The following is a 22,108-nucleotide window of genomic DNA, read 5'->3' on the forward strand; positions in this document are numbered from 1 at the left end:
CGGCGCATGACGAATCACAGCGAGCCGGCCGGGATGACCGGCGAAGCAAAGATCACCCTCCGCACGGCAGGTGAACTCGCCGAAGCGCTCCCGTATTTGCTCGGGTTCCGACCCGACGACAGCATCGTCCTGGTCGCCCTGCACAAGGGGCGTTTCGGCGGTCGGGTGCGGCTCGGCATTCCCGAGCGCACCGAGGACTGGCAGGCCGTGGCGCGACAGATGGCCCAGTGCCTGATCGGCGAGTGCGAGCGCAGGGACGGCCACCCCGACAGCGTCGTTGCGTTCCTCTGCCAGGACGCCCCGACCCCGGGCCCCGGCGCGGGGCGGCAGATCATGCAGCAGCTCAGGCCGTTGGCGCAGCTGCTCCGCACCGAGTGCGGAGGTCTCGACGTGCCGGTCACGGAAGCGCTGTGCCTCTCGGAGGGCAGGTACTGGTCCTACTGCTGCGCACGCGCCGAGTGCTGCCCGGTGGAGGGCAACGCGATCGCCACCGACGGCACCTCGGTGATGGCCGCCACGGCGGCCTTCGCCGGCATTCAGGTACGAGGGTCGCTGGGGAGGATGAGGGCGCGCCTGGCCCCCTGGGAGACGGCGCTCGTCACGGATCAGACGCGTGCTCTCGACGCGGCGGCGATGGAGCTCGTGCCGAGGATCCTCGACGGGACTCCCCGTAAGGAGGTGGAGACGGAGACGCTGGATCTGGCCCGCCTGGTCATGCGGCGCCTCGCGGACGCGCCGGGGGCGGTCGACGCGCTCGCGGCCGACCTGAAGGACGACGAACTGCTGGCGCACGACGAGGCCGCGTCGCTGATTCTCGGCATCCAGGACCGGATGACCAGAGACCGGGCGGCGGAGTGGATGGAAGGCGAGGAGGCCGTCCACGCCCTGCGACTGTGGCGGGCGCTGGCGCGCCGGTGCGTCGGTTCCTACGGGGAGTACGCCGCCGCGCCGCTGGCGCTCGTGGGTTGGGTGGCCTGGTCGCTCGGCGACACCGTTGAGGCGGACCAGGCACTGGAGATGGCCCTCGGCGCCGACCCGCGCTACGTGTTCGCCCGTTTGCTCAACGAAGCACGGGCCGACGGGCTCGACCCCGAGCCCGTGCGACGCATCCTGCGGGCGAAGCGGACGGACCCGGACCTGGACATGGACCTGGACACCGACCTGGATCTGGACACGGACCTGGGCCTGGCCCCGGAATCGGCATCGGACACACCGACCGGGGTGGCCGAGGGCGAAGCCACGGGTGCGGGCGGAATCGACGGACCTCGACCTTCGGCGGTGGCCGTCCCCGGAGGCGCCGCCGATCCAGGTATGTCCCGTGCCGCCCGTGGCCTGGAGGCCGCCCTGCGCCGGCGGGGTGAGCGGCGTCCCGGAGCCGGGACGCGCCCTGCGCGGGCGGGTGCGCGTGCACCTCGGCGGCCGACGGAGTTCCGCCGCCCCAGGCGCCACCGGACCAGGGGCGACGGATGAGGACCAGTTGCCCAGCAGGACCCCTTTCTCGCTTCGCGACCCTGTGGCGTTACTTGGAGTGGGCGCGCCCCGTTCATCTCGTTGAGCGGTGGCGGCGGCCGGTCCGCGCCGCCGAGGTGCAGGGCAGGTCGGCCGCGTGCCGTACCCGCAGCGGGAGAGGAGCGAAGATGACGTCCGACGCTTCGCCGCAGTACGCGTCTACGGTGCGTGACACTGACGAGCCCCGTGGCCCCCTGGCGGTCCGTGAGGCGCCGAGGGCAACGGCCCCGCATCGGACCCCCGGTGCCGTGCCGCCCGATCCTGCGCAAGGGCGACCGCGTACGCCGCCGGGCCACCCCGGTCTCCAGGCGCCTTCGACGGGACCGGCCCGTGCGCTGCGGCGGAGTACGGAACTTGCCCCGGTTCACCAGGCGTTGATCTGTGTCGCCCTGCCCGGCCTCGCGATCTCATCGAGCCAGGGCCAGTTGACGGGGCAAGGGCTTGAAGGCTTCTACCACCGGGGCAGACGCCTGCTGTCGCGCTGTCAGATTCGAGTGGCAGGGCGTGAACCGCTTGCCGTGCAGGCGCGCATGATCTCCGCGGACCGGTCCTGCTTCACGGCGACCCTACGGGTGTCCTCGGATGCCGGGCCCGACCCGGACGTCGTCGTCGAGCGGATCCGGCACGCGGAGGGCACGGAGGACATCACGCTGCACAGCTCCGCGCAGCGGACGCTGCGGCTGCCGCTCGAAGTGGCCCTGGGTACCGACCTCGCCGACCTCGGCGCCGTGGCGGCCGGGAACGGTGGGCGTGAACTGCCCGCCATGGTCCATGATTCCGGACTGCGTTGGTCGTCGCCGACGGGCAGCGGGCCGACTGTCCTGGTCACGGTGACGCCTCCGCCGATGGACGCCCTGGCATCCGCGGGCCTGCTGCGCTGGGAGTTCGAGCTTCCGCCGGGCGGCAGGCACACGGTGCGACTGCAGGTACGGGCAACCGGCGAGGGTGTCGGCAGGGCGGCGGGGCACAGCGCGATCCGACCGTTCGCCCCGGCCACGGCGCAGGGGGACGACCCGCGCGTGGGCCCGCTGCTGCGCGCCTGCGTCGCCGACCTGCAGGCGCTCCTGGTGCGTGATCCCGCGCATCCGTCGGACGTCTGCGCGGCCGCGGGCGCTCCGTGGCGCTGTGGTCCGGCTCCCGCCGAGGCGCTGGCGGCCGCCCGGATGGCCTTGCCGCTGGGGACCGGGCTCGCCCTCGGCACCCTGCGAGCGCTCGCCCGTACGCAGCTGCGTGAGCCCGGAGCGGCGTTCGGAAAGCTGCCGGGGCCGTGGCGGCAGGCGGGTGAGCAACTGCCTCCCAGTTGCACGGGGATCGAGGCCACTCTCCTGTTCCCGGTCCTGCTCGCCGAGGCCAGACGTTGGGGGCTGGGCGAGTCCGAGGTGGCGGAGTTGCTGCCGGCCGCCGAGCGCTGTCTGCAGTGGCTGCGGACCACCGCGCGCGAAGGCCCCTACATCCCGGACCCCGGCCCGGGCGGCCCGCAGCGGTGCGAGACCCAGGCACATGCTCACCGGGCCGCCCTGCTCGGCGCCGACCTGTTGGACGCCCATGACAGACCTGGCGGCGGTGAACTGCGCCATTGGGCCGAGGAACTGCGGCGGCGCTTCCAGGAGGACTTCTGGGTCGAGGACCGCGGCGGGGGTCGACCGGCGGCCGTGCGCACGGCGGACGGTCGCAGGTCGGCATGGCTGGGCAGCGGCGCCGCCCACCTTCTGGACACCGGGTTGCTCGGCTCGGGCGCGTGGGCGCCGGGCCTGCTGGACAAGGTGCAGACCGAGCACCTCGCCAGACTGTTCGGCGGGCCGGGGCTCGACTCCGGATGGGGGCTCAGAAGTCTGGGCGTGAAGGAGGCGTCGTACAACCCGTTCGGGCACCGTTCGGGGGCGGTGCGGGTGCACGAGACCGCTGTCGCCGTCGCGGGCCTGTCCGCCGCCGGGTACGAGAAGGAGGCGGCGTCCCTGATCAGGGGCGTCCTCGACGCGGCCGACGCCTTCGACTGCCGGCTGCCCGAGATGTACGCGGGGCTGCAGCGGGTCGAGGGAGGCGTTCCGCTGCCACACCCCGCGGCGTGCAGACCCGCTGCCGTCTCGGCCGCGGCCGGAGTGCACCTCCTGGCCACGCTCGCGGGCATCCGCCCCGACGTACCGGCCCGGACGGTGGCGCTGTCGCCGATGCGCAGTGCCCCGCTGGGCGAGATCGGGCTGACCGGGCTGCGGGTCGCCGGCCAGGTGTTCTCCGTACGCGTCAGCAGGCTCGGCCTCGCCATGGTGGAGGAGGCCGCGGACGAACTGCAGTTGGGAGTGTGAGGGCGCAGAGCACGGCGCGCCGGGACCACTGCGCACCGCCCGACCCAGGGCGGGGCAGGGGAGCGAAGGGAGTGTTTATCGTCAGGCAGACGACTATGATCGTTCCATGTCGCCCTACGACCCGTCGGCCTTTCCGCCCTTCGCAGTCACCGTCGATCTGGTCGTGCTGACCGTGCGTCGTCACGCACTGTGTGCGCTGGCGGTACGCCGTGGTGAACCGCCGTTTCAAGGGCGTTGGGCCCTGCCCGGCGGGTTCGTACGGGACGACGAGGACCTGACGGCGGCGGCCGCGCGCGAGCTGATCGAGGAGACGGGGCTGTGCGCCCACGACCCGATGGCACCGGCGCAGGACAACGGCGCACACCTGGAGCAGCTGGCCACATACGGCGATCCGAAGAGGGATCCCAGGATGCGCGTGGTCAGCGTCGCGCACCTCGCGCTCGCCCCGGACCTGCCCGCGCCGCGCCCCGGCGGCGACGCGCACAGCGCACGGTGGGCCCCGGTGGAGGCGCTGCTGAAGCACGGCGGCTACGGGCGCGAGGACGAGCAGGCCGCGCCGTTGGCCTTCGACCACGCGCAGATCCTGGCGGACGGTGTGGAGCGGGCGCGCTCCAAGATCGAGTACTCCTCGCTCGCGACGGCGTTCTGCCCGCCCGAGTTCACCGTCGGCGAGCTGCGCCGCGTCTACGAGGCCGTGTGGGGCGTCGCCCTCGACCCGCGCAACTTCCACCGCAAGGTGACGGGCACCCCGGGTTTCCTGGTGCCGACCGGCGGCACCACCACCCGACAGGGTGGTCGGCCGGCCCAGCTCTTCCGTGCCGGTGGGGCCACGCTCCTCAACCCGCCGATGCTGCGACCGGAAGCCTGATCGATTCCGCGGCGAGGCAGCCACCTCACGCGCGGTGCGGGCGGCGCCCGGTGGGTCGCGGCGATACCGGGGGAGGCCCGGAATCGTGGGCACTCACGTAAGCGCGATGCCCGAAAAGTGCTAAATATCGCGTTATCTTGCTGAAGTACCCGAGGGGTTTGCCCGTCGCCCTGCCTGCGGGCGGACCCCGGCCGCCGAGCGGTCGCCCATCCTGCGAGAGAAGCGATGATCCAGGCCACCGGACTGACGAGTAACGCACGCAAGGGGAGCCCGCCCGCAGTCGACGACGTGTCCTTCGACGCGCGCGCCGGCCGTGTCACCGCCCTGCTCGGCGCACGGCGGTCGGGCAAGACGACAGCTGTACGCCTGATGCTCGAACTCCAACAAGGCCGTGGCGTCACCTACTTCAGAGGCCGCCCGCTGCACCGCATCGCTCATCCCGCGCGGGAAGTCGGCGTACTGCTCGGTGACGTGCCCGGCCATCCGGCCCGAACCGTCCGTGGACACCTGCGCATGCTCTGCTCCGCGGCCGGTGTACCTGTGCGACGCGCGGACGACGTGCTCGAGGTGGTGGGCCTCGTGAGCCTGCGAGAGGAACGCCTGGGCAGCCTGTCGCGCGGCATGGACCGACGGCTCGGCCTGGCCTGCGCGCTGCTCGCCGACCCGCACACGCTGGTGCTCGACGATCCCGTGGCCGGCCTCTCCGCCCGGGAGAGCAGCTGGCTGCACGGCATCCTGAGGGAGTATGCCGCGCTCGGTGGCACGGTGCTTTTCACCACCGACGACGCCAAGGAGGCGGCGCGGGTCGCCGACCGCGTCGTCACGCTCGACGAGGGCAAGGTGGTGGCGGACCAGGACGTCGCCGACTTCGCCCGGACCCGGCTGCGGCCCCGGATCGCGGTCCGCAGCCCGCACGCCGCGAGGTTCGGCGTCCTCCTGGCGAAGGAAGCGCGCACGGCCAAACGTTCGGTCGAAGTGGTCACGGAGGACGGCAGTCGGCTGTCGGTGTACGGCAGCACCTGCGCGGACGTGGGGGACATCGCGTTCCGGCACGGCATCCTCGTGCACCAACTCGCCGACGAGATCGGCGACGCGGGCCCTTCGGCGGCGGCATCTGTCGCCACCGAAGACCGGTCGGGCAACGGCGGTGGCGACGCCGAGGCGCGCACCGGCGCCCAAACCGGCCCCGGGGCCGAAACCGGCACCGACGCCGACGTCCAAACCGGCACCTGCACCCACGCCGAAACCGGCACCGGCACCGACGGCCCGGCGCATCCCCCCGCGGTGGCCACGCCCCTCAACGCCCTCACCCCCACCAGCACATTCGTGCCACTGGCCGATGCGGCGTCGGCCCCGGTGGCGCGGCGCCGAGCCGCTTCGAACGGCCGTGCGCTTGAGGCCGAATCCGCACGCGAGACGTCCGTCGCCCTGCCGACGCTGCCGCCACCGATCACCGTGCGCACCGCCCGCGGCCCGCTGCGCCCGGTGCGCTACGAACTGCGGCGCGCGACCGGCATCGCCACCGGTCACGTCACCGTCGCACTCGTGCTCGCCGTCTCCGCGGTCCTTTCCGTGCTGCTCGCACGTGCCGGACACACACCGCAGCCACGTCTGATCGCGGCCTGGCCGCAGGTGCTTCCCCTGCCGCCGGCCGCCCTGGGTGCAGGGTTGCTCGGCGCCTTCGCCTTCGGTGAGGAATTCCGCCACCCCGCACTCGCAGCCGACCGCGGAACTGTCCCCCGCCGCCTGGGACTTCTCGCCGCGAAGCTGCTCGTCGGCGCGGCGGCCGCCCTCCTCCTGGGCGTCCTCACCGTCGTCGGTGACGCCACGCTGCTCTACCTCGTATACGGATCGGAGCTCACGCAAGTTCCCGCCGAGTGGCTCTCCCTGAGCGCGAGTTGGCTCGCTCTGGTCGTCGGATGCGCCTGGGCGGGTGTTCTCGCGTCCGGTCTGTTCCGGTCCACGGCGGCCGGACTTGCCGCCGTGGTGGCCGTGCCGATCATCATCGTGCCGCTCGTACAGAAGGCCTTGGAGGGACCATCTGTGCGAACGGCGACGGGACTTCCGGGACGCCTGCGTGATCTTGCCTTGATGGACTGGCCGTTCGGGATCGAGCGTTTCGCCGCCGCCGGGATGCGGATGATCACTCAACCCGTGGGCGGCGCGCTGATGTTGTCGCTGAGTGCTCTGCTCTGCGCATATCTGTTCACGGCGCTGCGTACTCGGGTGCGGTGACGACCGGCCGACGCCTTCCGATACCTCGCTGAGCGCAACTCCCCGTAGAACGCCCATTTCTTTCCGATAAGGCGTCAAGTGCAGCGAGGAGGGAGATCACCCTTTCGTGTGCTTTTCACCAAAGACCTCAAGGGAGTTGGGGACGGCGCCGACAACAGATTCCGTGAGTACCCTTGCGCACACCATGATGACCGCCGCCCGCTCCGCCGACTCAGGCCTCGCAGGACCGGGCGAACTCGACCGCTACCCCTATGTGGAGTCGACCGCCGACCGTGTCGGCGGCCCCGCATGGGAGAGCCCGGACCCTGATCTCGGCCGGGTGGGCCGACGTGCCGGCGGCAGCCGGGGGCGCGGTCTGCACGGCCAACTCGTCCAGCAGCTCGGGCAGATGATCGTCTCCGGTGACCTCGGCGCCGACCGCCCGCTGGTTCCGGAGGAGATCGGTCAGCGGTTCGAGGTCTCCCGCACCGTCGTCCGCGAGTCCCTGCGTGTACTGGAGGCCAAGGGCCTGGTCAGTGCCCGGCCGAACGTCGGCACGCGCGTGCGGCCGGTCAGTGACTGGAACCTGCTGGACCCGGACATCATCGAATGGCGCGCCTTCGGGCCGCAGCGCGACAGTCAGCGGCGCGAGCTGAGCGAGCTGCGGTGGACGATCGAGCCGCTCGCCGCGCGGCTCGCCGCGGGGCACGGCAGGGAGGACGTGCAGCAGCGCCTGGCCGACATGGTGGAGATCATGCGGCACGCGCTGGGTCAGGGAGACTCGATCACGTTCTCGCGCGCCGACGCGGAGTTCCACTCGCTGCTCATCCAGCTCGCGGGCAACAGGATGCTCGAGCACCTCTCCGGCATCGTGTCCGCCGCCCTGCACGTCTCCGGCGGCCCGGTCATCGGCTGCGACCGTCCGAACGAGGCGGTCGTCGCGCACCACGCGCGCATCGTCGACGCGCTCGCTGCGGGCGATGGTGCGGGTGCCGAGGCGGCCATGCGGCAGCTGCTCATCGTCCACCCCGAGGTGGAGCGCGTGGTCCCGGCTCCCCGCGAGCACTGACCGCGCCGGAGGCGCGGCGGGGCGGGGGCGGGCGAACCGTGTGTCGCCGGACGGTGCCGCATGTGCGACGTGGACGAGTGGACACGGAGCATGTGTAGAAGGGCGCCATCCGGCGACTCGAGGCGTAGGTGGAAGATTCGTTCTCCTATAGGGGATCCGTCCCTCGAGGTCGTTGGACGCCCGGACGAGTGCAGCCGCATGACCCTTTCTGTCCGTATCAGTCAGTCTTTGACCGATAACGCGGTGTGACTCGGGCCACGCAGATTGGGCGTAACGCTCCTCGGGGCAGCGCGATGACCTAAGAGGTGACAGCCGAGGAGGGAATACAGCAGCCGCTTGTGGCGCTGTCCATCTCCCAGGCTCCTGCCCGCGCCGTCGGCCCATCCCCAAGCCGGCGGTCGTCGGCTCCGGTCCACACAGGACGGGGCCGGAAGCCGTTTTCCAACGTTCCGAGAGGTTGTTCGTGTCGGCCAGCACATCCCGTACGCTCCCGCCGGAGATCGCCGAATCCGTCTCTGTCATGGCGCTCATTGAGCGGGGAAAGGCTGATGGCCAGATCGCCGGCGACGACGTGCGCCGTGCGTTCGAAGCCGACCAGATTCCGGCCACTCAGTGGAAGAACGTTCTGCGCAGCCTCAACCAGATCCTCGAGGAAGAGGGTGTGACGCTGATGGTCAGTGCCGCTGAGCCCAAGCGTCCCCGAAAGAGCAGCGTCGCAGCCAAGAGTCCGGTCAAGCGCACCGCGACCAAGACCGTCGCGGCCAAGACGGTTACCGCCAAGAAGGTCGCCGCCACCACCACTCCCGAGCCGCCGGCCGCCGAGGCCGTCGACGAGGAGGCCGAGTCGGCCACGAAGGCCGTGGCGAAGAAGGTGCCGGCCAAGAAGGCCGCTGCCAAGAAGACGGTCGCCAAGAAGACCGCCGCGAAGAAGACCGCCAAGAAGGACGACGACCTTCTTGAGGACGATGCGACCGAGGAGACCCCCGCCCCCGCCAAGGCCGGCGAGGGTGAGGCCACCGAGGAGAAGGAGGGCCAGGGCTTCGTCCTGTCCGACGACGACGAGGACGACGCGCCGGCCCAGCAGGTCGCCGCCGCCGGCGCCACCGCCGACCCGGTCAAGGACTACCTGAAGCAGATCGGTAAGGTCCCGCTGCTCAACGCCGAGCAGGAGGTCGAGCTCGCCAAGCGCATCGAGGCCGGTCTGTTCGCCGAGGACAAGCTGGCCAACGCCGACAAGCTCGCTCCCAAGCTCAAGCGCGAGCTGGAGATCATCGCCGAGGACGGCCGCCGCGCCAAGAACCACCTCCTGGAGGCCAACCTCCGTCTGGTGGTCTCCCTGGCCAAGCGTTACACCGGCCGCGGCATGCTCTTCCTGGACCTCATCCAGGAGGGCAACCTCGGTCTGATCCGCGCGGTCGAGAAGTTCGACTACACCAAGGGCTACAAGTTCTCGACGTACGCCACCTGGTGGATCCGTCAGGCGATCACCCGCGCCATGGCCGACCAGGCCCGCACCATCCGTATCCCGGTGCACATGGTCGAGGTCATCAACAAGCTCGCGCGCGTGCAGCGCCAGATGCTCCAGGACCTGGGCCGCGAGCCCACCCCGGAGGAGCTGGCCAAGGAACTCGACATGACCCCCGAGAAGGTCATCGAGGTCCAGAAGTACGGCCGTGAGCCCATCTCCCTGCACACCCCGCTGGGCGAGGACGGCGACAGCGAGTTCGGTGACCTCATCGAGGACTCCGAGGCAGTCGTCCCGGCCGACGCCGTCAGCTTCACGCTCCTCCAGGAGCAGCTGCACTCCGTGCTCGACACCCTGTCCGAGCGCGAGGCGGGCGTCGTCTCCATGCGCTTCGGTCTCACCGACGGTCAGCCGAAGACCCTCGACGAGATCGGCAAGGTCTACGGCGTGACGCGTGAGCGCATCCGCCAGATCGAGTCCAAGACGATGTCGAAGCTGCGCCACCCGTCGCGCTCGCAGGTCCTGCGGGACTACCTCGACTAGTCACAGGCGCTGTGCGGCCCTCAGAAGGCCCGGCACTTCCCCGTTCGCGGGAAGGTGCCGGGCCTTCGTCGTCGGCGGGTCCGGGCGGATCCTCACAGTGCGCGGCGTGTCGCGCTGAATGACTCTGGGTGTGCCGTTGCAACCCTGAGTGAGGAGACCGTATGCGTCGCTCTTTCGCGAGAGTGCTGACCGCTCCACTGGCCGTGCTGGCCGCGGCGGCGGTGCTGCCGTTGGCTTCCCCCCAGTCCGCGGCCGCCGACGAGGGGATCGTCGGGGGCCATCAGGCCGATGCCTCCAACAGCCCCTGGGTGGTGGCGCTCGCGAGCCGTGACCGGTTCGGCGGAACCCGTGCGGGTCAGTTCTGCGGAGGAGTGGTCGTCGGGCGGTCGACGGTCCTCACCGCGGCGCACTGCCTGAGCGAGGACGTGCTCGGAGTGCCGCGCGATCAGGTGCGGGACCTCAAGGCGATCGTCGGCCGCGGCGATCTCGAGACGTCCGACGGCGCCGAGGTGTCCGTGCGCAGTGAATGGATCAATCCGGCGTACGACGGCCGGACGAACGCCGGCGATGTGGCGGTCCTCACACTCGACACACGGCTACCTGAGCGAGATGTGCTCCCGATGGCGGACGAGGGGCACCCGGCGTATCGGGCCGGCACCGGTGCGTCCGTCTACGGGTGGGGTGACACGACGGGAGCGGGCGACTACGCGCGTACGTTGCACGCCGCGCGGGTGCGGGTGCTTGCCGACGCCGAGTGCAAGCAGGCGTATCCGCCGGGCGGCAACGACGGAACGTACAAGCCCTCGTCGATGCTCTGCGCGGGCGAGTCCGGTGGCGGCAAGGACGCCTGCCAAGGGGACAGTGGCGGTCCGCTGGTCGCCAGGGGCAAGCTGATCGGTCTCGTGTCGTGGGGGAGCGGCTGTGGGCGCGCCGGCAGCCCAGGTGTCTACACGCGCGCCTCGGAGGCGCTGCGGGTCCTGCGGGAGCACGCCTGAGGCGTTCTGCGGATACGAGGACGGGCGGCTGCTCCTGGGGTGCAGGGGCAGCCGCCCGATCACCGGCCTGATGCCGGAGCTAACTCGTCGTGTGTGCGAGGCGTCAGCGTTCCTCGGTCTCGGCGCTTGCCGGATCGGCGGTGAGCCGCTCCGTCTCGTCCTGTATTTCAGCGGCGATCTTCTTGAGTTCCGGCTCGAACTTGCGACCGTGGTGGGCGCAGAAGAGCAGTTCACCACCGCTGATCAGAACGACGCGCAGATATGCCTGGGCGCCGCAACGGTCACAGCGGTCAGCGGCCGTCAGGGGGGTCGCGGGGGTCAGAACAGTAGTCACGTCGCCTCTTCTCTAGCTCGACGAGCTGTCGTACCAGGGTCAACATCCAACCAGGCCGAAAACGTTCCCGCTCGCGGCTTTTCCTCGAAAAATTTCTTCGAGGCCGGCTGTCTGTCGCCGGGTGGCGGCGAATGTGCCGTATTGCGTCTCTAACGTCTTACGGGTTCGCGCGTTCTGTCAGGTCGGTCCTCCCCCGGCTGGTTGCCGGTTTGTTCATGAGGACGTGCCCGGAGCCTAAATGGTTCATGCCTGGAAGGGAACGTGATGTGGGCGTCACTCCATCGAGGGATCGAACATGCATGCGATCCTGGACTAGTCTGGGCTGAGGTGAGGGTGGCGTGACAAAGGCTCTACCAGGCCTCGGTACCCTCTGAACGGCGACCGACGCCGGCCCTTCATTCGTGAGGGCCCCATCTGAAATTCAGCGAGGAGCGAACCGCGTGACCGCCGATACGTCCGTGCCGTCCACAGCGCTGCTGACCGGAGCAGACCGGGACGGTTCCAACTACACCGCGCGGCACCTGCTCGTCCTTGAGGGGCTCGAAGCCGTACGCAAGCGTCCGGGCATGTACATCGGCTCGACCGACAGCCGCGGCCTGATGCACTGCCTCTGGGAGATCATCGACAACTCCGTCGACGAGGCCCTCGGTGGCTACTGCGACCGCATCGAGGTGATCCTGCACGACGACGCCTCTGTAGAGGTCCGGGACAACGGCCGCGGCATCCCCGTGGACGTCGAGCCCAAGACCGGCCTCTCCGGGGTCGAGGTCGTCATGACCAAGCTCCACGCGGGCGGCAAGTTCGGAGGCGGCGCGTACGCGGCCTCCGGCGGTCTGCACGGCGTGGGCGCCTCCGTGGTGAACGCGCTGTCGGCACGTCTCGATGTCGAGGTGGACCTTGGCGGGCACACGCACGCCATCAGCTTCCGGCGTGGCGTCCCCGGCGCCTTCGCCAAGCCCGGACCCGACGCGACGTTCGACCCCTCGGCGCGACTGAGCAAGGTCAAGAAGGTCCCGAAGGCGCGACGCGGCACCCGCGTCCGCTACTGGGCGGACCGCCAGATCTTCCTGAAGGACGCCAAGCTCTCCCTGAGCGACCTGCACCAGCGCGCGCGGCAGACCGCGTTCCTGGTGCCGGGCCTGACCCTCGTCGTCCGCGACGAGTTCGGCCTCGGCGAGGGTGGCAGCAAGGGCGAGGAATCCTTCCGTTTCGACGGCGGCATCAGCGAGTTCTGCGAGTACCTGGCGCAGGACAAGCCGGTCTGCGACGTCCTCCGCTTCACCGGGCAGGGCACTTTCAAGGAGACCGTCCCCGTGCTCGACGAGCACGGCCAGATGACGCCGACCGAGGTCCAGCGTGAGCTCGGTGTCGACATCGCGCTGCGCTGGGGCACCGGGTACGACACGAGCATCAAGTCGTTCGTGAACATCATCGCCACGCCCAAGGGCGGTACTCATGTGGCGGGCTTCGAGCGCTCGCTCACGAAGACGATGAACGAGGTTCTGCGCGCCCAGAAGGTGCTGCGCGTGGCCGAGGACGACGTCGTCAAGGACGACGCACTGGAGGGCCTCACGGCCGTCGTCACGGTGCGTCTGGCGGAGCCGCAGTTCGAGGGCCAGACCAAGGAGGTCCTCGGCACCTCGGCGGCCAACAGGATCGTCGCGAATGTCGTGGCCAAGGAACTCAAGGCGTTCCTGTCGTCCACCAAGCGCGACGCCAAGGCGCAGGCCCGCGCCGTCATGGAGAAGGCCGTCGCCGCGGCCCGTACCCGCATCGCCGCGCGTCAGCACAAGGACGCGCAGCGTCGTAAGACGGCCCTGGAGACCTCGTCGCTCCCCGCCAAGCTCGCGGACTGCCGCAGTGACGACGTGGAGCGCAGCGAGCTGTTCATCGTCGAGGGCGACTCCGCGCTCGGTACCGCCAAGCTCGCCCGGAACTCCGAGTTCCAGGCCCTGCTGCCGATCCGTGGCAAGATCCTCAACGTTCAGAAGTCGTCCGTGACGGACATGCTGAAGAACGTGGAGTGCGGCGCCATCATCCAGGTCATAGGAGCTGGGTCCGGCCGGACCTTCGACATCGACGCGGCGCGCTACGGCAAGATCATCCTGCTCGTCGACGCCGACGTCGACGGCGCGCACATCCGTACGCTGCTGCTGACGCTGTTCCAGCGCTACATGCGGCCGATGATCGAGGCCGGCCGTGTCTTCGCCGCCGTGCCGCCCCTGCACCGCATCGAGCTGGTCCAGCCGAAGAAGGGCCAGGACAAGTACATCTACACGTACTCGGACCGAGAGCTGCGCGAGACGCTGCTCGAGCTCCAGCGCAAGGGTGTGCGGTACAAGGACTCGATCCAGCGGTACAAGGGTCTCGGTGAGATGGACGCCGACCAGCTCGCGGAGACCACGATGGACCCGCGCCACCGCACGCTGCGCCGGATCAACATCGGCGAGCTGGAGGCGGCGGAGCACGTCTTCGACCTGCTGATGGGCAACGATGTGGCGCCGCGCAAGGAGTTCATCAGCAGCTCCGCGTCGACCCTCGACCGGTCGCGCATCGACATGTAGCGACGAGGGCGGGGAGGCGGTGATCGCGTCCCCGCCACGCAGGTCACCTCATGCGGCTCCACCCACGGGTGGAGCCGCATGATCCACCCGCGATCCACCCCGGCTCCGATCCCCTGACCTGCCGATTTCCGTAGCGTCGAAGGCGTTGAACCACTTCGCTCCCGACCGCTCCACGGAGGCAGTCATGTCCGGGCTCCCCACCATCCTGGTGATCGTCGCCGTTGTCGCGCTCGTACTGATGCGTCAGTTCAAGACGGAGCGCCTGTCCGGCGACCGGAAGTGGTGGCTCCTGCCCGCGATCCTCGCGGTCCTCGCACTGAAGGACGGCGCGGTGACGGATCCCCACCACGTGACGGGCTCGGTCGTCCTGCTTGCCGTCGAGGTGCTGGTGAGCGTGGGCATAGGCATCGGGTGGGCGTTCACGACCCGCGTCTGGACGGACGAGCGGGGCGACGTGTGGACCAAGGGCACCGTCGCGACGGCCGGGGCCTGGCTCGGTGGTGTCGCGGCCCGCGGGTCCGTCGCGGGCGTCGGTCTGGCGCTGGGCGTCCACCTCGGCAGCTCCAGCCTGATGCTCGGCTTCGCCGTCTCGCTCCTGGTCCGCTCCGGCCTGCTGATGCTGCGGGCCGACCGGGAGCGCTCGGCGTACGTTGGTCCTGTCGCCCAGCCGGCGTGGGAGGACCGTAGGTGATCCGCGGAAACTGGACGGAATGGCCCTCCCGGGAGGCGCTCTCCCGCGAGGGCGTCACCCGCGCCCGGCGGATGCTCGCCCGCACGGTGCGGGTGGTCGTGGTCGCGGTCCTTGTGTGGACCGCCGTGACACAGCGCGACATCAGCGACCAGGCGCTGATCCTGGGGCCCGTACTGCTGATCGCGTGCGTGGCGGCGGCTTGGGCGTTCTTCCGCACCACGCTCGACCATCGGCTGTGGCCCTCTCTCGTGCTGCTGGCGTTTTTGGTGGCGGTCGCCGTGCTGGCCCAGTGGGCCGGATTCATCGGGCCGGCGATCGTGTTGTGGTGCGGCTGTGCGGTCTCCGCGCTGGAGCGGCTGCCCCTGGCCGCCTCGGTACCTGCCACCGCGGTGGCGCTCGCGGGGTTCGCGGTGGTCAACGACGATGCCTGGCTGACCACCGCCGTCGTCGCCATCGGGCTCTGCCTCTCCGCGTATGTGCTGCGCCTGGACGCCGAGGCGCGGGGGAGCGCGCAGCGGGCCCTGGCGCAGGAGCGTGCCGCGCGTGCCGCCGAGGCCGAGTCGGCGGCGCTCGCCGAGAGGTCGCGGATCGCGCGCGAGATCCACGACGTCCTCGCGCACAGCCTCTCCGCCCAGCTCGTGCATCTGGAGGCCGCCCGGCTCCTCATCGAGCGCGGGGCGGACCGGGACCAGATCCTGGAGCGCGTCGTGGCGGCCCGCGGCATGGCCCGGGACGGCCTCGACGAGACCCGGCAGGCCTTGTCCGCGCTGCGGGGCGAGATGACACCACTGGAGGACTTCCTGCGGGAGCTGGTCGCGTCCTCTGACGGGGCGACGTTCACGGTGGGAGGCGGGCGTCGGCCGCTGTCCGTCGAGGCGTCCCAGACCGTGCGCAGAGTCGCGCAGGAGGCGCTGACGAACGTACGCAAGCACGCGCCGGGCGCGAAGACGGACATCCGGCTGGAGTACGGGCCGGGTGAAGTGGCCCTGGAAGTGCGGGACTCGGGGGCGTCCCGGCCTCACGAGGAGCTCACTGTCAGTGGTGGCGGTTACGGTCTGTTGGGGATGAAGGAGCGAGCCGAGTTGTTGGGCGGCACGCTCGAGGTGGGGCCGTACGAGGAGGGTTTCGTGGTCAAGTTGAAGGTTCCCGTATGAGTGGGGCCGAGGCGGGGGTGCGCGCGGGGAGGCCACCGGCCCGCGTGGTGGTGGTCGATGACCAGACGGTGGTGCGCGAAGGCATCGTGATGCTGCTCGGACTGCTGCCCGGGATCGAGGTCGTCGGCTCCGGGGGAGACGGTGACGAGGCGGTCGCGCTCGTGGCCGAACTGGCCCCGGACGTCGTCCTGATGGACCTTCGCATGCCGCGCTGCGACGGAGCGGAGGCGACCAGACGGATCCGGCAGGAGTACCCGGGCACCCAGGTCGTCATCCTGACCACGTACGCCGACGACGAGTCGCTCTTTCCGGCACTCAGGGCGGGAGCGCGCGGCTATCTCACGAAGGATGCCGACGGGGACGAGATCGTCCGGGCGGTGGAGGGCGTGCTGTCCGGTGACGCGGGCCTCTCGCCGAAGATCCAGCGGCGGCTCCTGGAAAGACTGTCGCAGCCCGAGGCCACCGTGCCGGAGCCGATAGAGCCACCCGACGGGCTCACGGCGCGGGAGGCCGAGGTCCTGGTGCTGATCTCCGACGGCCTGACGAACCAGGAGATCGCCCGGGCACTGCATGTCTCCACGGCGACGGTGAAGACCCACATCAACAACCTGTTCGCGAAGGCCGGGCTCAAGGACCGCGCGCAGGCCGTCCGTTACGCGTATCGGCACGGACTCGCGAAGCCGCCGGGGACGTCCATCACCTAATGGGGTGAAGGGTCTGCGGAGAGCGTCCGGGATCTTCCCGTTCTGTCCATCCTTGGTCCGCGGCCGCAGTGGGCCGCGGACAAGGAGAGTCCGGTGGACAAGCACGACGGGCGCGCGACCGCGCGGCCCAGGGCCGTTGCCACGAGAGGCGGCGGCGATCCCTGGTACGACGAGCCGGACTCGGATTGGGGTGAGTGGCGCGGCCCGGGCGTGCGAGCGGCTGCGGTGCCGGCCCCGGCCGTGCCGTCCGAGCGGAGCGCGGCGGGGGTCTACCTGGAGGTGCAGCGCAGCGCGGCGTTCCAGGAGGTGCGCAGGCGCTACCGGCGGTTCGTCGTCCCGGCGGTCGTGCTCTTCTTCGCCTGGTACGTCGCGTACGTCGTGACCGCCACGACGGCGCCCGGACTGATGGCCCAACCGGTCGCGGGCGTCGTGAACGTGGCGATGGTGGCGGGCCTCGGGCAGTTCGCCAGTACGTTCCTGCTGACGTGGCTGTACGCGCGACATGCGCGGCTGCGTCGCGATCGCGCGGCGCTCGAACTGCGTTGGGACACGCAGGAGATGACGCGCGGACTCGTCGGCGACGCGCGCGTGAACGGTACTGCGCACGGCGAGGGCGGCCGGCGGTGACCGGGGCGCATCAGACCCTGGCCCTGGTCCTGTTCAGCGTGTTCGTGGCGGTCACGCTCGCCATCACGACCTGGGCGAGCCGCAAGCGGCACGGTTCGGCGGAGGAGTTCTACGCGGGCGGCCGGCTGTTCTCGCCCATGGAGAACGGATTCGCCATCGCGGGTGACTACATGTCGGCCGCGTCCTTCCTCGGTATCTCCGGACTGATCGCGCTGTTCGGCTACGACGGGCTGCTCTACTCGGTCGGCTTCCTCGTGGCCTGGCTCGTGGTCCTCTTCCTCGTGGCCGAACTGGTGCGCAACTGCGGCCGGTTCACGCTCGCCGACGTCGTCGCCGCCCGGATGCGGGAGCGGCCGGTGCGCATCGCCGCGGGAACTTCCTCGGTGACCGTGTCCGTTCTGTATCTGGTGGCGCAGATGGTGGGCGCGGGAAGCCTGGTCGCGCTGCTGCTGGGGGAGGCGAGTGGCGCCGCGCAGTCCTGGACCGTCGTCGGCGTGGGCGCGCTCATGGTCATCTATGTGTCGATGGGAGGGATGCGGGCCACCACCTGGATCCAGATCGTGAAGGCCGTCCTGCTCATGGGCGGGGCGATCGCCCTGACGGTGCTCGTCCTGGCGCGCTTCCACGGTGACTTCGACCAGCTGTTGCGCACCGCCGCCGCACGCAGCGGGCACGGTTCGGACTTCCTCGTGCCCGGTCTGAAGTACGGCGGAAGCTGGACCGCTCGCTTCGACTTCATCAGCCTGGGCCTCGCGCTCGTGCTCGGCACGGCGGGCCTTCCGCACATCCTGTCGCGCTTCTACACCGTGCCGACCGCGCGGGCCGCGCGCCGCTCGGTCGTGTGGTCCATCGGGCTCATCGGCAGCTTCTACCTGATGACGATCGTGCTCGGGTTCGGCGCCGCGGCCCTCGTGGGCCCCGATGCCGTACGGGGCTCGAATGCCGCGGGGAACACGGCGGTTCCGCTGCTCGCCCTCGACCTGGGCGGCGGCGAGGACTCCACCGGGGGCACGGTGCTGTTCGCGATCGTCGCCGCGGTCGCCTTCGCCACCATCCTCGCCGTCGTCGCCGGGATCACGCTGGCGTCCTCGGCCTCCGTGGCGCACGACCTGTACGCCTCGCTCCGTAGAGGCGGCCCCGAGGGGAAGAGCGGTGGCAGGCAGTGGAGCGAGGTCGCGGTGGCGCGGGTCGCCGCGGCTGGTGTCGGCGTGCTCGCGATCGGGCTCGGACTGCTGGCGCGGGACCTGAACGTGGCGTTCCTGGTCGGGCTCGCGTTCGCGGTCGCCGCGTCGGCCAATCTGCCTGTGCTGCTCTACTCGCTGTTCTGGCGGGGCTTCACCACGCGGGGCGCCGTGTGGTCGGTGTACGGCGGCCTGGTGCCCGCGCTGGTGCTCGTGGTGCTGTCGCCGGTGGTCTCCGGGAGCCCCGCGTCGCTGTTCCCCGGCGTGGACTTCCAGTACTTCCCGCTGGAGAACCCCGGGCTCGTCTCGATTCCGCTCGGCTTCCTCGCGGGCTGGCTGGGCACCGTGACCTCCCCCGAGGAGCCGGACGAGGCCAAGCACGCGGAGACCGAAGTACGGGCGCTCACGGGCGCAGGGGCGGTCTGACACGCCCCTGCGGGCGGGGTTTTGCCTCTACGGGCGGGGGGCCTCTACGGGAGAGCGGCACGCCCCTGCGGGGAGTCAGCGGCTGGCGGCCCACTCGTAGCGGTGCTCGGGCCGGCCGGTGTCGCCGTACTTGAGGCTCAGCCGCACCCGCCCGGTCCGCTCCAGGAGCTTGAGGTAGCGCTGGGCGGTCTGCCGGCTGAGCCCGGTGACGTCGGCCAATTCCTGTGCCGACAGCGGGCCTTCGGCGGTCATCATCGCCCGGCGGACCAGCTCGGCGGTGGTGGGGGAGTGCCCCTTGGGCAGCTCGGGCGCGGGCCCGGCGGAGAGCGCGCCGAAGATCTGGTCGACCTCCGCCTGCTCCGCCTCGCCCCCGCCGTCGAGGGTGCGCCGCAGCGTCGCGTACGCCTCCAACTTGCCCCGCAGGCCCGCGAACGAGAACGGTTTGACCAGGTACTGCAGCGCCCCGTGGCGCATCGCGGCCTGTACGGTCCCCACGTCGCGCGCCGCGGTCACCATGATCACGTCGATCTGGTGGCCGCGTTCGCGCACCGTCCGGGCGAGCGCCAGGCCCGTCCGGTCCGGCAGGTAGTGGTCGAGCAGCACCAGATCGACATGGAGCTCCTCGATCCGGTCGAGTGCCTCCGCCGCGTTGTGTGCGGTCGCCGCGACACGGAAGCCGGGAACCTTCGCCACATAGGCGGCGTTGACGTCGGCCACGCGGATGTCGTCGTCCACGACCAGTACGTCGATCATCGGGCCTCCTCGGTCAAGTCCGACACGTCCGGTACGTCCACGGTGAGGGCCTCCGGCAGGACAACGACGAATTCGGCGCCCCCGAGGGGCGACTGGGTCACCTCGGCGGTGCCGCCCTGCCGCTCGGCGAACCTGCGCACAAGGGCGAGCCCAATGCCGCGCTTGCCGTGGGCCGGCGGCTCCTTGGTGGACCAGCCTTCCACGAAGACGGTCTCGCGCTGGTCGGCGGGGACGCCAGGCCCGGAATCGCGTACCCGTAGGACCGCACTTCGGCCTTCGGCCCGCAGAAGCACCTCCACGCGCGCGTGCTGTCCCGAACCGGCGGCCGCGTCCAGGGCGTTGTCCACCAGGTTGCCGACGATCGTGACGAGGCCGCGCGGATCGACGAGGCGGTCCGGCAGCCAGGTGTCCCCGGAGATGCCGAACTCGACACCGCGCTCCGCGGCCACGGTCGCCTTGCCCACCATCAGGGCCGACAGCAGCGGGTCCTCGATCCGCTCGGTGATCTGCTCCGCGGTCACCCGGCGCGCGCCCGCCACCTCGCCGACGAAGTCCACGGCCTCCTCGTACATCTCCAGCTCCAGAAGGCCCAACAACGTATGCATGCGGTTCGCGTGTTCGTGGTCCTGCGCGCGCAGGGCGTCGATCAGGCCGCGCGTGGAGTCGAGTTCGCGGCCCAGCTGCTCCAGTTCGGTGCGGTCGCGCAGGGTGGCGACCGCACCCCCGTCGTCGGTGGGCATCCGGTTCGCGACCAGGACGCGCTGCCCGCGGACGGTGAGCAGATCGGTCCCGGAGACATGCCCCGCGAGCACGTCCGTCGTACGCCCAGCGCCGAGCGCCTCGTCCAGCGGCTGTCCGATCACCTTCGAGTCCACGCCGAGCAGCCGCTGCGCCTCGTCGTTGAGCAGGCGTATCCGTCCGCCGCGATCCAGCGCGACGACGCCCTCGCGAATGCCGTGCAGCATGGCCTCGCGCTCGGCCAGGAGCGCCGAGATATCCGAGAAGGCCAGGTCACGGGTCTGCCGCTGCACCCGTCGCGAGATCAGATAGGCGGCGAGCGCCCCGACGGCCAGGGCCCCTCCCGCGTACGCGAACAGGCCCGGGATGGCGTGGATGAGGCGCGCGCGGACGCTGTCGTACTCGATGCCGACCGAGACGGCTCCCACGATGGCCCCGTCCGCGGCCCTCAGGGGCACTTTGCCGCGCGCGGAGCGGCCGAGCGTCCCCTCGTCGATCTCCATGACCGCGCGGCCCGCCAGCGCCGCGCTGGGGTCGGTCGACACGACGTGTCCGACCCGGCCGCGATCGGTGTGCGACCAGCGGACGCCCTCCCGGTTCATGATCACGACGTACTCGGCGCCGCTGGCCCGGCGGATCCGCTCCGCCGCGGCCTGCACGGGACCGTCCGGGCTCGGCCGTGAGGAACGCAGTTCCTCGGCGATCCGGGGCTCCGCCGCCGTGGTCTGCGCGATGGCCAGGGCACGGCGCATCGCCTGGTCGTCGAGCTGGTCGCTCAGCGGCGCCAGAAAGAGCCCCGTCGCCAGCACCGCCACTCCCGCGGCGATCGCCACCTGCATCAGCAGCACCTGGGCGAACACCCGTCTAGGGAGGCCGAAGCGCAGGCGGCGGGCAGGGGAAGTCGAGCTCATGGCCCAGAACGTTACGGGCCCGTCGGCGCTGGTCGAAGGCCTTGTGGCGCGGATCTCCCTGCTGCCTCCGAGCGGGAGCGCCCCGGTCAGCCGCGCAGCCCGGAAGCCTCACGCACAGCGACGACATCCATACGGGCCGGCGAACCGAGCGCGGCGCCACAGCTCTCCGGCCGGGGCGGGAGCGAGGCGCCGCGGGCGACCACGACCGTCCAGCGGCGGCCGTCCATGTGGGCGATCGTCACGTGCCAGTACGCGTTGTCCACGTGCGCATCAACAGGTGGATCGGTTGGTGGATCCATCGATGCCGTGTGTACGACGCTCAGGACATCTGCGCGGTACTCGGCGGTCGCCCGGCGCACGGCGAGCTCGGCGGCCTGCCCCGGACGGTCCCAGGCGGAATTGCCACGGCAGCCATGGAGCACGATCCGGTCCGAGCGCACCGCATGAAGGACCTCCTTGACGTCGGCGGCCGAGGACCTCCCGTAGGCGTAGCCATAGGGCAGCACAAGGAGAGTGGGGGAGAAGCGGTGGCCGCCCAGGTGCGTGATTTCCCAGACGCCCTCTTCTCCGGAGGAGGCGAGTTCGGAGGCCAGGGGCCGTCCCAGAAGCGCGCAGCACCGGTCGCGTTTCCCGTTCGTGCAGACGAAGGCGAGGGGCTCGCCTTCGTAGGGTGCGCCGAAGCCGCCGTGCCGACCCGCTCCCAAGGCGGCGAAGTCGAGACCCAGAAGCTCTTCGGGAGCCGCGACTGTGGTGCTGCGCAGCCAGGTGTTTCCCGGGACCGTGTGGGCCACGTACACCTGGTGACGCTGCGAGGCATGGTGGTCCGCGTGTCGGCCCGGACGGCGCACGAGGGCGACGCGCACCCCCGTGCCGTCTGCCGCTTCCTCCAGGGCGCGGCCCACTTCGGGGTCGAGATGGCTGGAGACCAGGGCCTTCGCGCCCCACGGCCCCGGCTGCTCGATCAGCAGCCAGGTGCGTGCGGTGGCCGCCGTCCCGGCCAGAGGTTCCTCAAGATCCCGCGAGGCGGTCGTGCACGTATTCACAGCGGCGACCTTAACC

General features: G+C 70.8%; 17 protein-coding genes. 13 read left to right on the top strand and 4 right to left on the bottom strand.

The window, feature by feature from the left end; genetic code table 11:
• Positions 1-6 precede the first annotated feature (6 nt).
• From OHA73_RS31490 to OHA73_RS31520, 7 genes are all read left to right on the top strand, one after another.
• On the top strand, positions 7-1,470 hold the full coding sequence (locus OHA73_RS31490) for a DUF4192 domain-containing protein (RefSeq protein ID WP_327656702.1): 1,464 nt from the start codon (positions 7-9) through the stop codon (positions 1,468-1,470).
• A 413-nt stretch (positions 1,471-1,883) separates the two neighbouring features.
• Complete coding sequence (locus OHA73_RS31495; protein ID WP_443063147.1) at positions 1,884-3,812, top strand: glycogen debranching N-terminal domain-containing protein; 1,929 nt, start codon at positions 1,884-1,886, stop codon at positions 3,810-3,812.
• 106 nt (positions 3,813-3,918) lie between these two features.
• Positions 3,919-4,680, top strand: coding sequence for an NUDIX hydrolase (locus OHA73_RS31500; protein ID WP_266714958.1), 762 nt, complete (start codon positions 3,919-3,921; stop codon positions 4,678-4,680).
• 225 nt (positions 4,681-4,905) lie between these two features.
• Positions 4,906-6,915 (top strand): ATP-binding cassette domain-containing protein, encoded by a 2,010-nt coding sequence (locus tag OHA73_RS31505; RefSeq protein ID WP_327656703.1) that lies wholly within the window; start codon positions 4,906-4,908, stop codon positions 6,913-6,915.
• 163 nt (positions 6,916-7,078) lie between these two features.
• Entirely contained in the window at positions 7,079-7,963 is an 885-nt protein-coding gene (locus OHA73_RS31510) for a FadR/GntR family transcriptional regulator (protein WP_266714960.1), read from the top strand.
• A 463-nt stretch (positions 7,964-8,426) separates the two neighbouring features.
• On the top strand, positions 8,427-9,971 hold the full coding sequence (locus OHA73_RS31515; RefSeq protein ID WP_327656704.1) for an RNA polymerase sigma factor: 1,545 nt from the start codon (positions 8,427-8,429) through the stop codon (positions 9,969-9,971).
• A gap of 161 nt (positions 9,972-10,132) precedes the next feature.
• Positions 10,133-10,966, top strand: coding sequence for a serine protease (locus OHA73_RS31520; RefSeq protein ID WP_327656705.1), 834 nt, complete (start codon positions 10,133-10,135; stop codon positions 10,964-10,966).
• A gap of 103 nt (positions 10,967-11,069) precedes the next feature.
• Here OHA73_RS31520 and OHA73_RS31525 read toward each other — a convergent pair whose 3' ends face one another.
• Positions 11,070-11,300: a DUF7455 domain-containing protein gene (locus OHA73_RS31525; protein ID WP_266714963.1), complete on the bottom strand. Its 231-nt coding sequence runs from the start codon at positions 11,298-11,300 to the stop codon at positions 11,070-11,072.
• Between the two features lie 440 nt (positions 11,301-11,740).
• On the opposite strand from OHA73_RS31525, the gene OHA73_RS31530 reads away from it, so the two are divergent.
• From OHA73_RS31530 to OHA73_RS31555, 6 genes are all read left to right on the top strand, one after another.
• The gene (locus OHA73_RS31530) at positions 11,741-13,864 is read left to right on the top strand and encodes a DNA gyrase/topoisomerase IV subunit B (RefSeq protein WP_267068924.1); all 2,124 of its coding nucleotides are present in this window, start codon (positions 11,741-11,743) and stop codon (positions 13,862-13,864) included.
• Between the two features lie 184 nt (positions 13,865-14,048).
• The gene (locus tag OHA73_RS31535) at positions 14,049-14,555 is read left to right on the top strand and encodes a DUF1453 domain-containing protein (RefSeq protein ID WP_266714965.1); all 507 of its coding nucleotides are present in this window, start codon (positions 14,049-14,051) and stop codon (positions 14,553-14,555) included.
• On the top strand, positions 14,552-15,709 hold the full coding sequence (locus tag OHA73_RS31540) for a sensor histidine kinase (RefSeq protein ID WP_443063148.1): 1,158 nt from the start codon (positions 14,552-14,554) through the stop codon (positions 15,707-15,709). The genes OHA73_RS31535 and OHA73_RS31540 overlap by 4 nt, the downstream gene beginning before the upstream one ends.
• A complete protein-coding gene (locus OHA73_RS31545) occupies positions 15,706-16,413 on the top strand; it encodes a response regulator (RefSeq protein WP_266714966.1) in 708 nt (235 codons plus the stop codon). Before OHA73_RS31540 ends, OHA73_RS31545 begins: the two co-directional genes overlap by 4 nt.
• A gap of 93 nt (positions 16,414-16,506) precedes the next feature.
• A complete protein-coding gene (locus OHA73_RS31550) occupies positions 16,507-17,040 on the top strand; it encodes a DUF485 domain-containing protein (protein WP_266714967.1) in 534 nt (177 codons plus the stop codon).
• On the top strand, positions 17,037-18,647 hold the full coding sequence (locus OHA73_RS31555; protein ID WP_266714968.1) for a solute symporter family protein: 1,611 nt from the start codon (positions 17,037-17,039) through the stop codon (positions 18,645-18,647). The genes OHA73_RS31550 and OHA73_RS31555 overlap by 4 nt, the downstream gene beginning before the upstream one ends.
• A 75-nt stretch (positions 18,648-18,722) precedes the next feature.
• On the opposite strand, the gene OHA73_RS31560 is transcribed toward OHA73_RS31555, so the two are convergent.
• From OHA73_RS31560 to OHA73_RS31570, 3 genes are all read right to left on the bottom strand, one after another.
• Positions 18,723-19,400, bottom strand: coding sequence for a response regulator (locus tag OHA73_RS31560; RefSeq protein WP_266714969.1), 678 nt, complete (start codon positions 19,398-19,400; stop codon positions 18,723-18,725).
• Positions 19,397-21,049, bottom strand: a complete 1,653-nt coding sequence (locus tag OHA73_RS31565) for a sensor histidine kinase (RefSeq protein WP_327656706.1) — start codon at positions 21,047-21,049, stop codon at positions 19,397-19,399. The genes OHA73_RS31560 and OHA73_RS31565 overlap by 4 nt, the downstream gene beginning before the upstream one ends.
• Before the next feature lie 86 nt (positions 21,050-21,135).
• Positions 21,136-22,092: a sucrase ferredoxin gene (locus OHA73_RS31570; protein ID WP_327656707.1), complete on the bottom strand. Its 957-nt coding sequence runs from the start codon at positions 22,090-22,092 to the stop codon at positions 21,136-21,138.
• Positions 22,093-22,108 lie beyond the last annotated feature (16 nt).

Origin of the sequence: Streptomyces sp. NBC_00483, from assembly GCF_036013745.1 — a bacterium.
GTDB lineage: Bacteria > Actinomycetota > Actinomycetes > Streptomycetales > Streptomycetaceae > Streptomyces.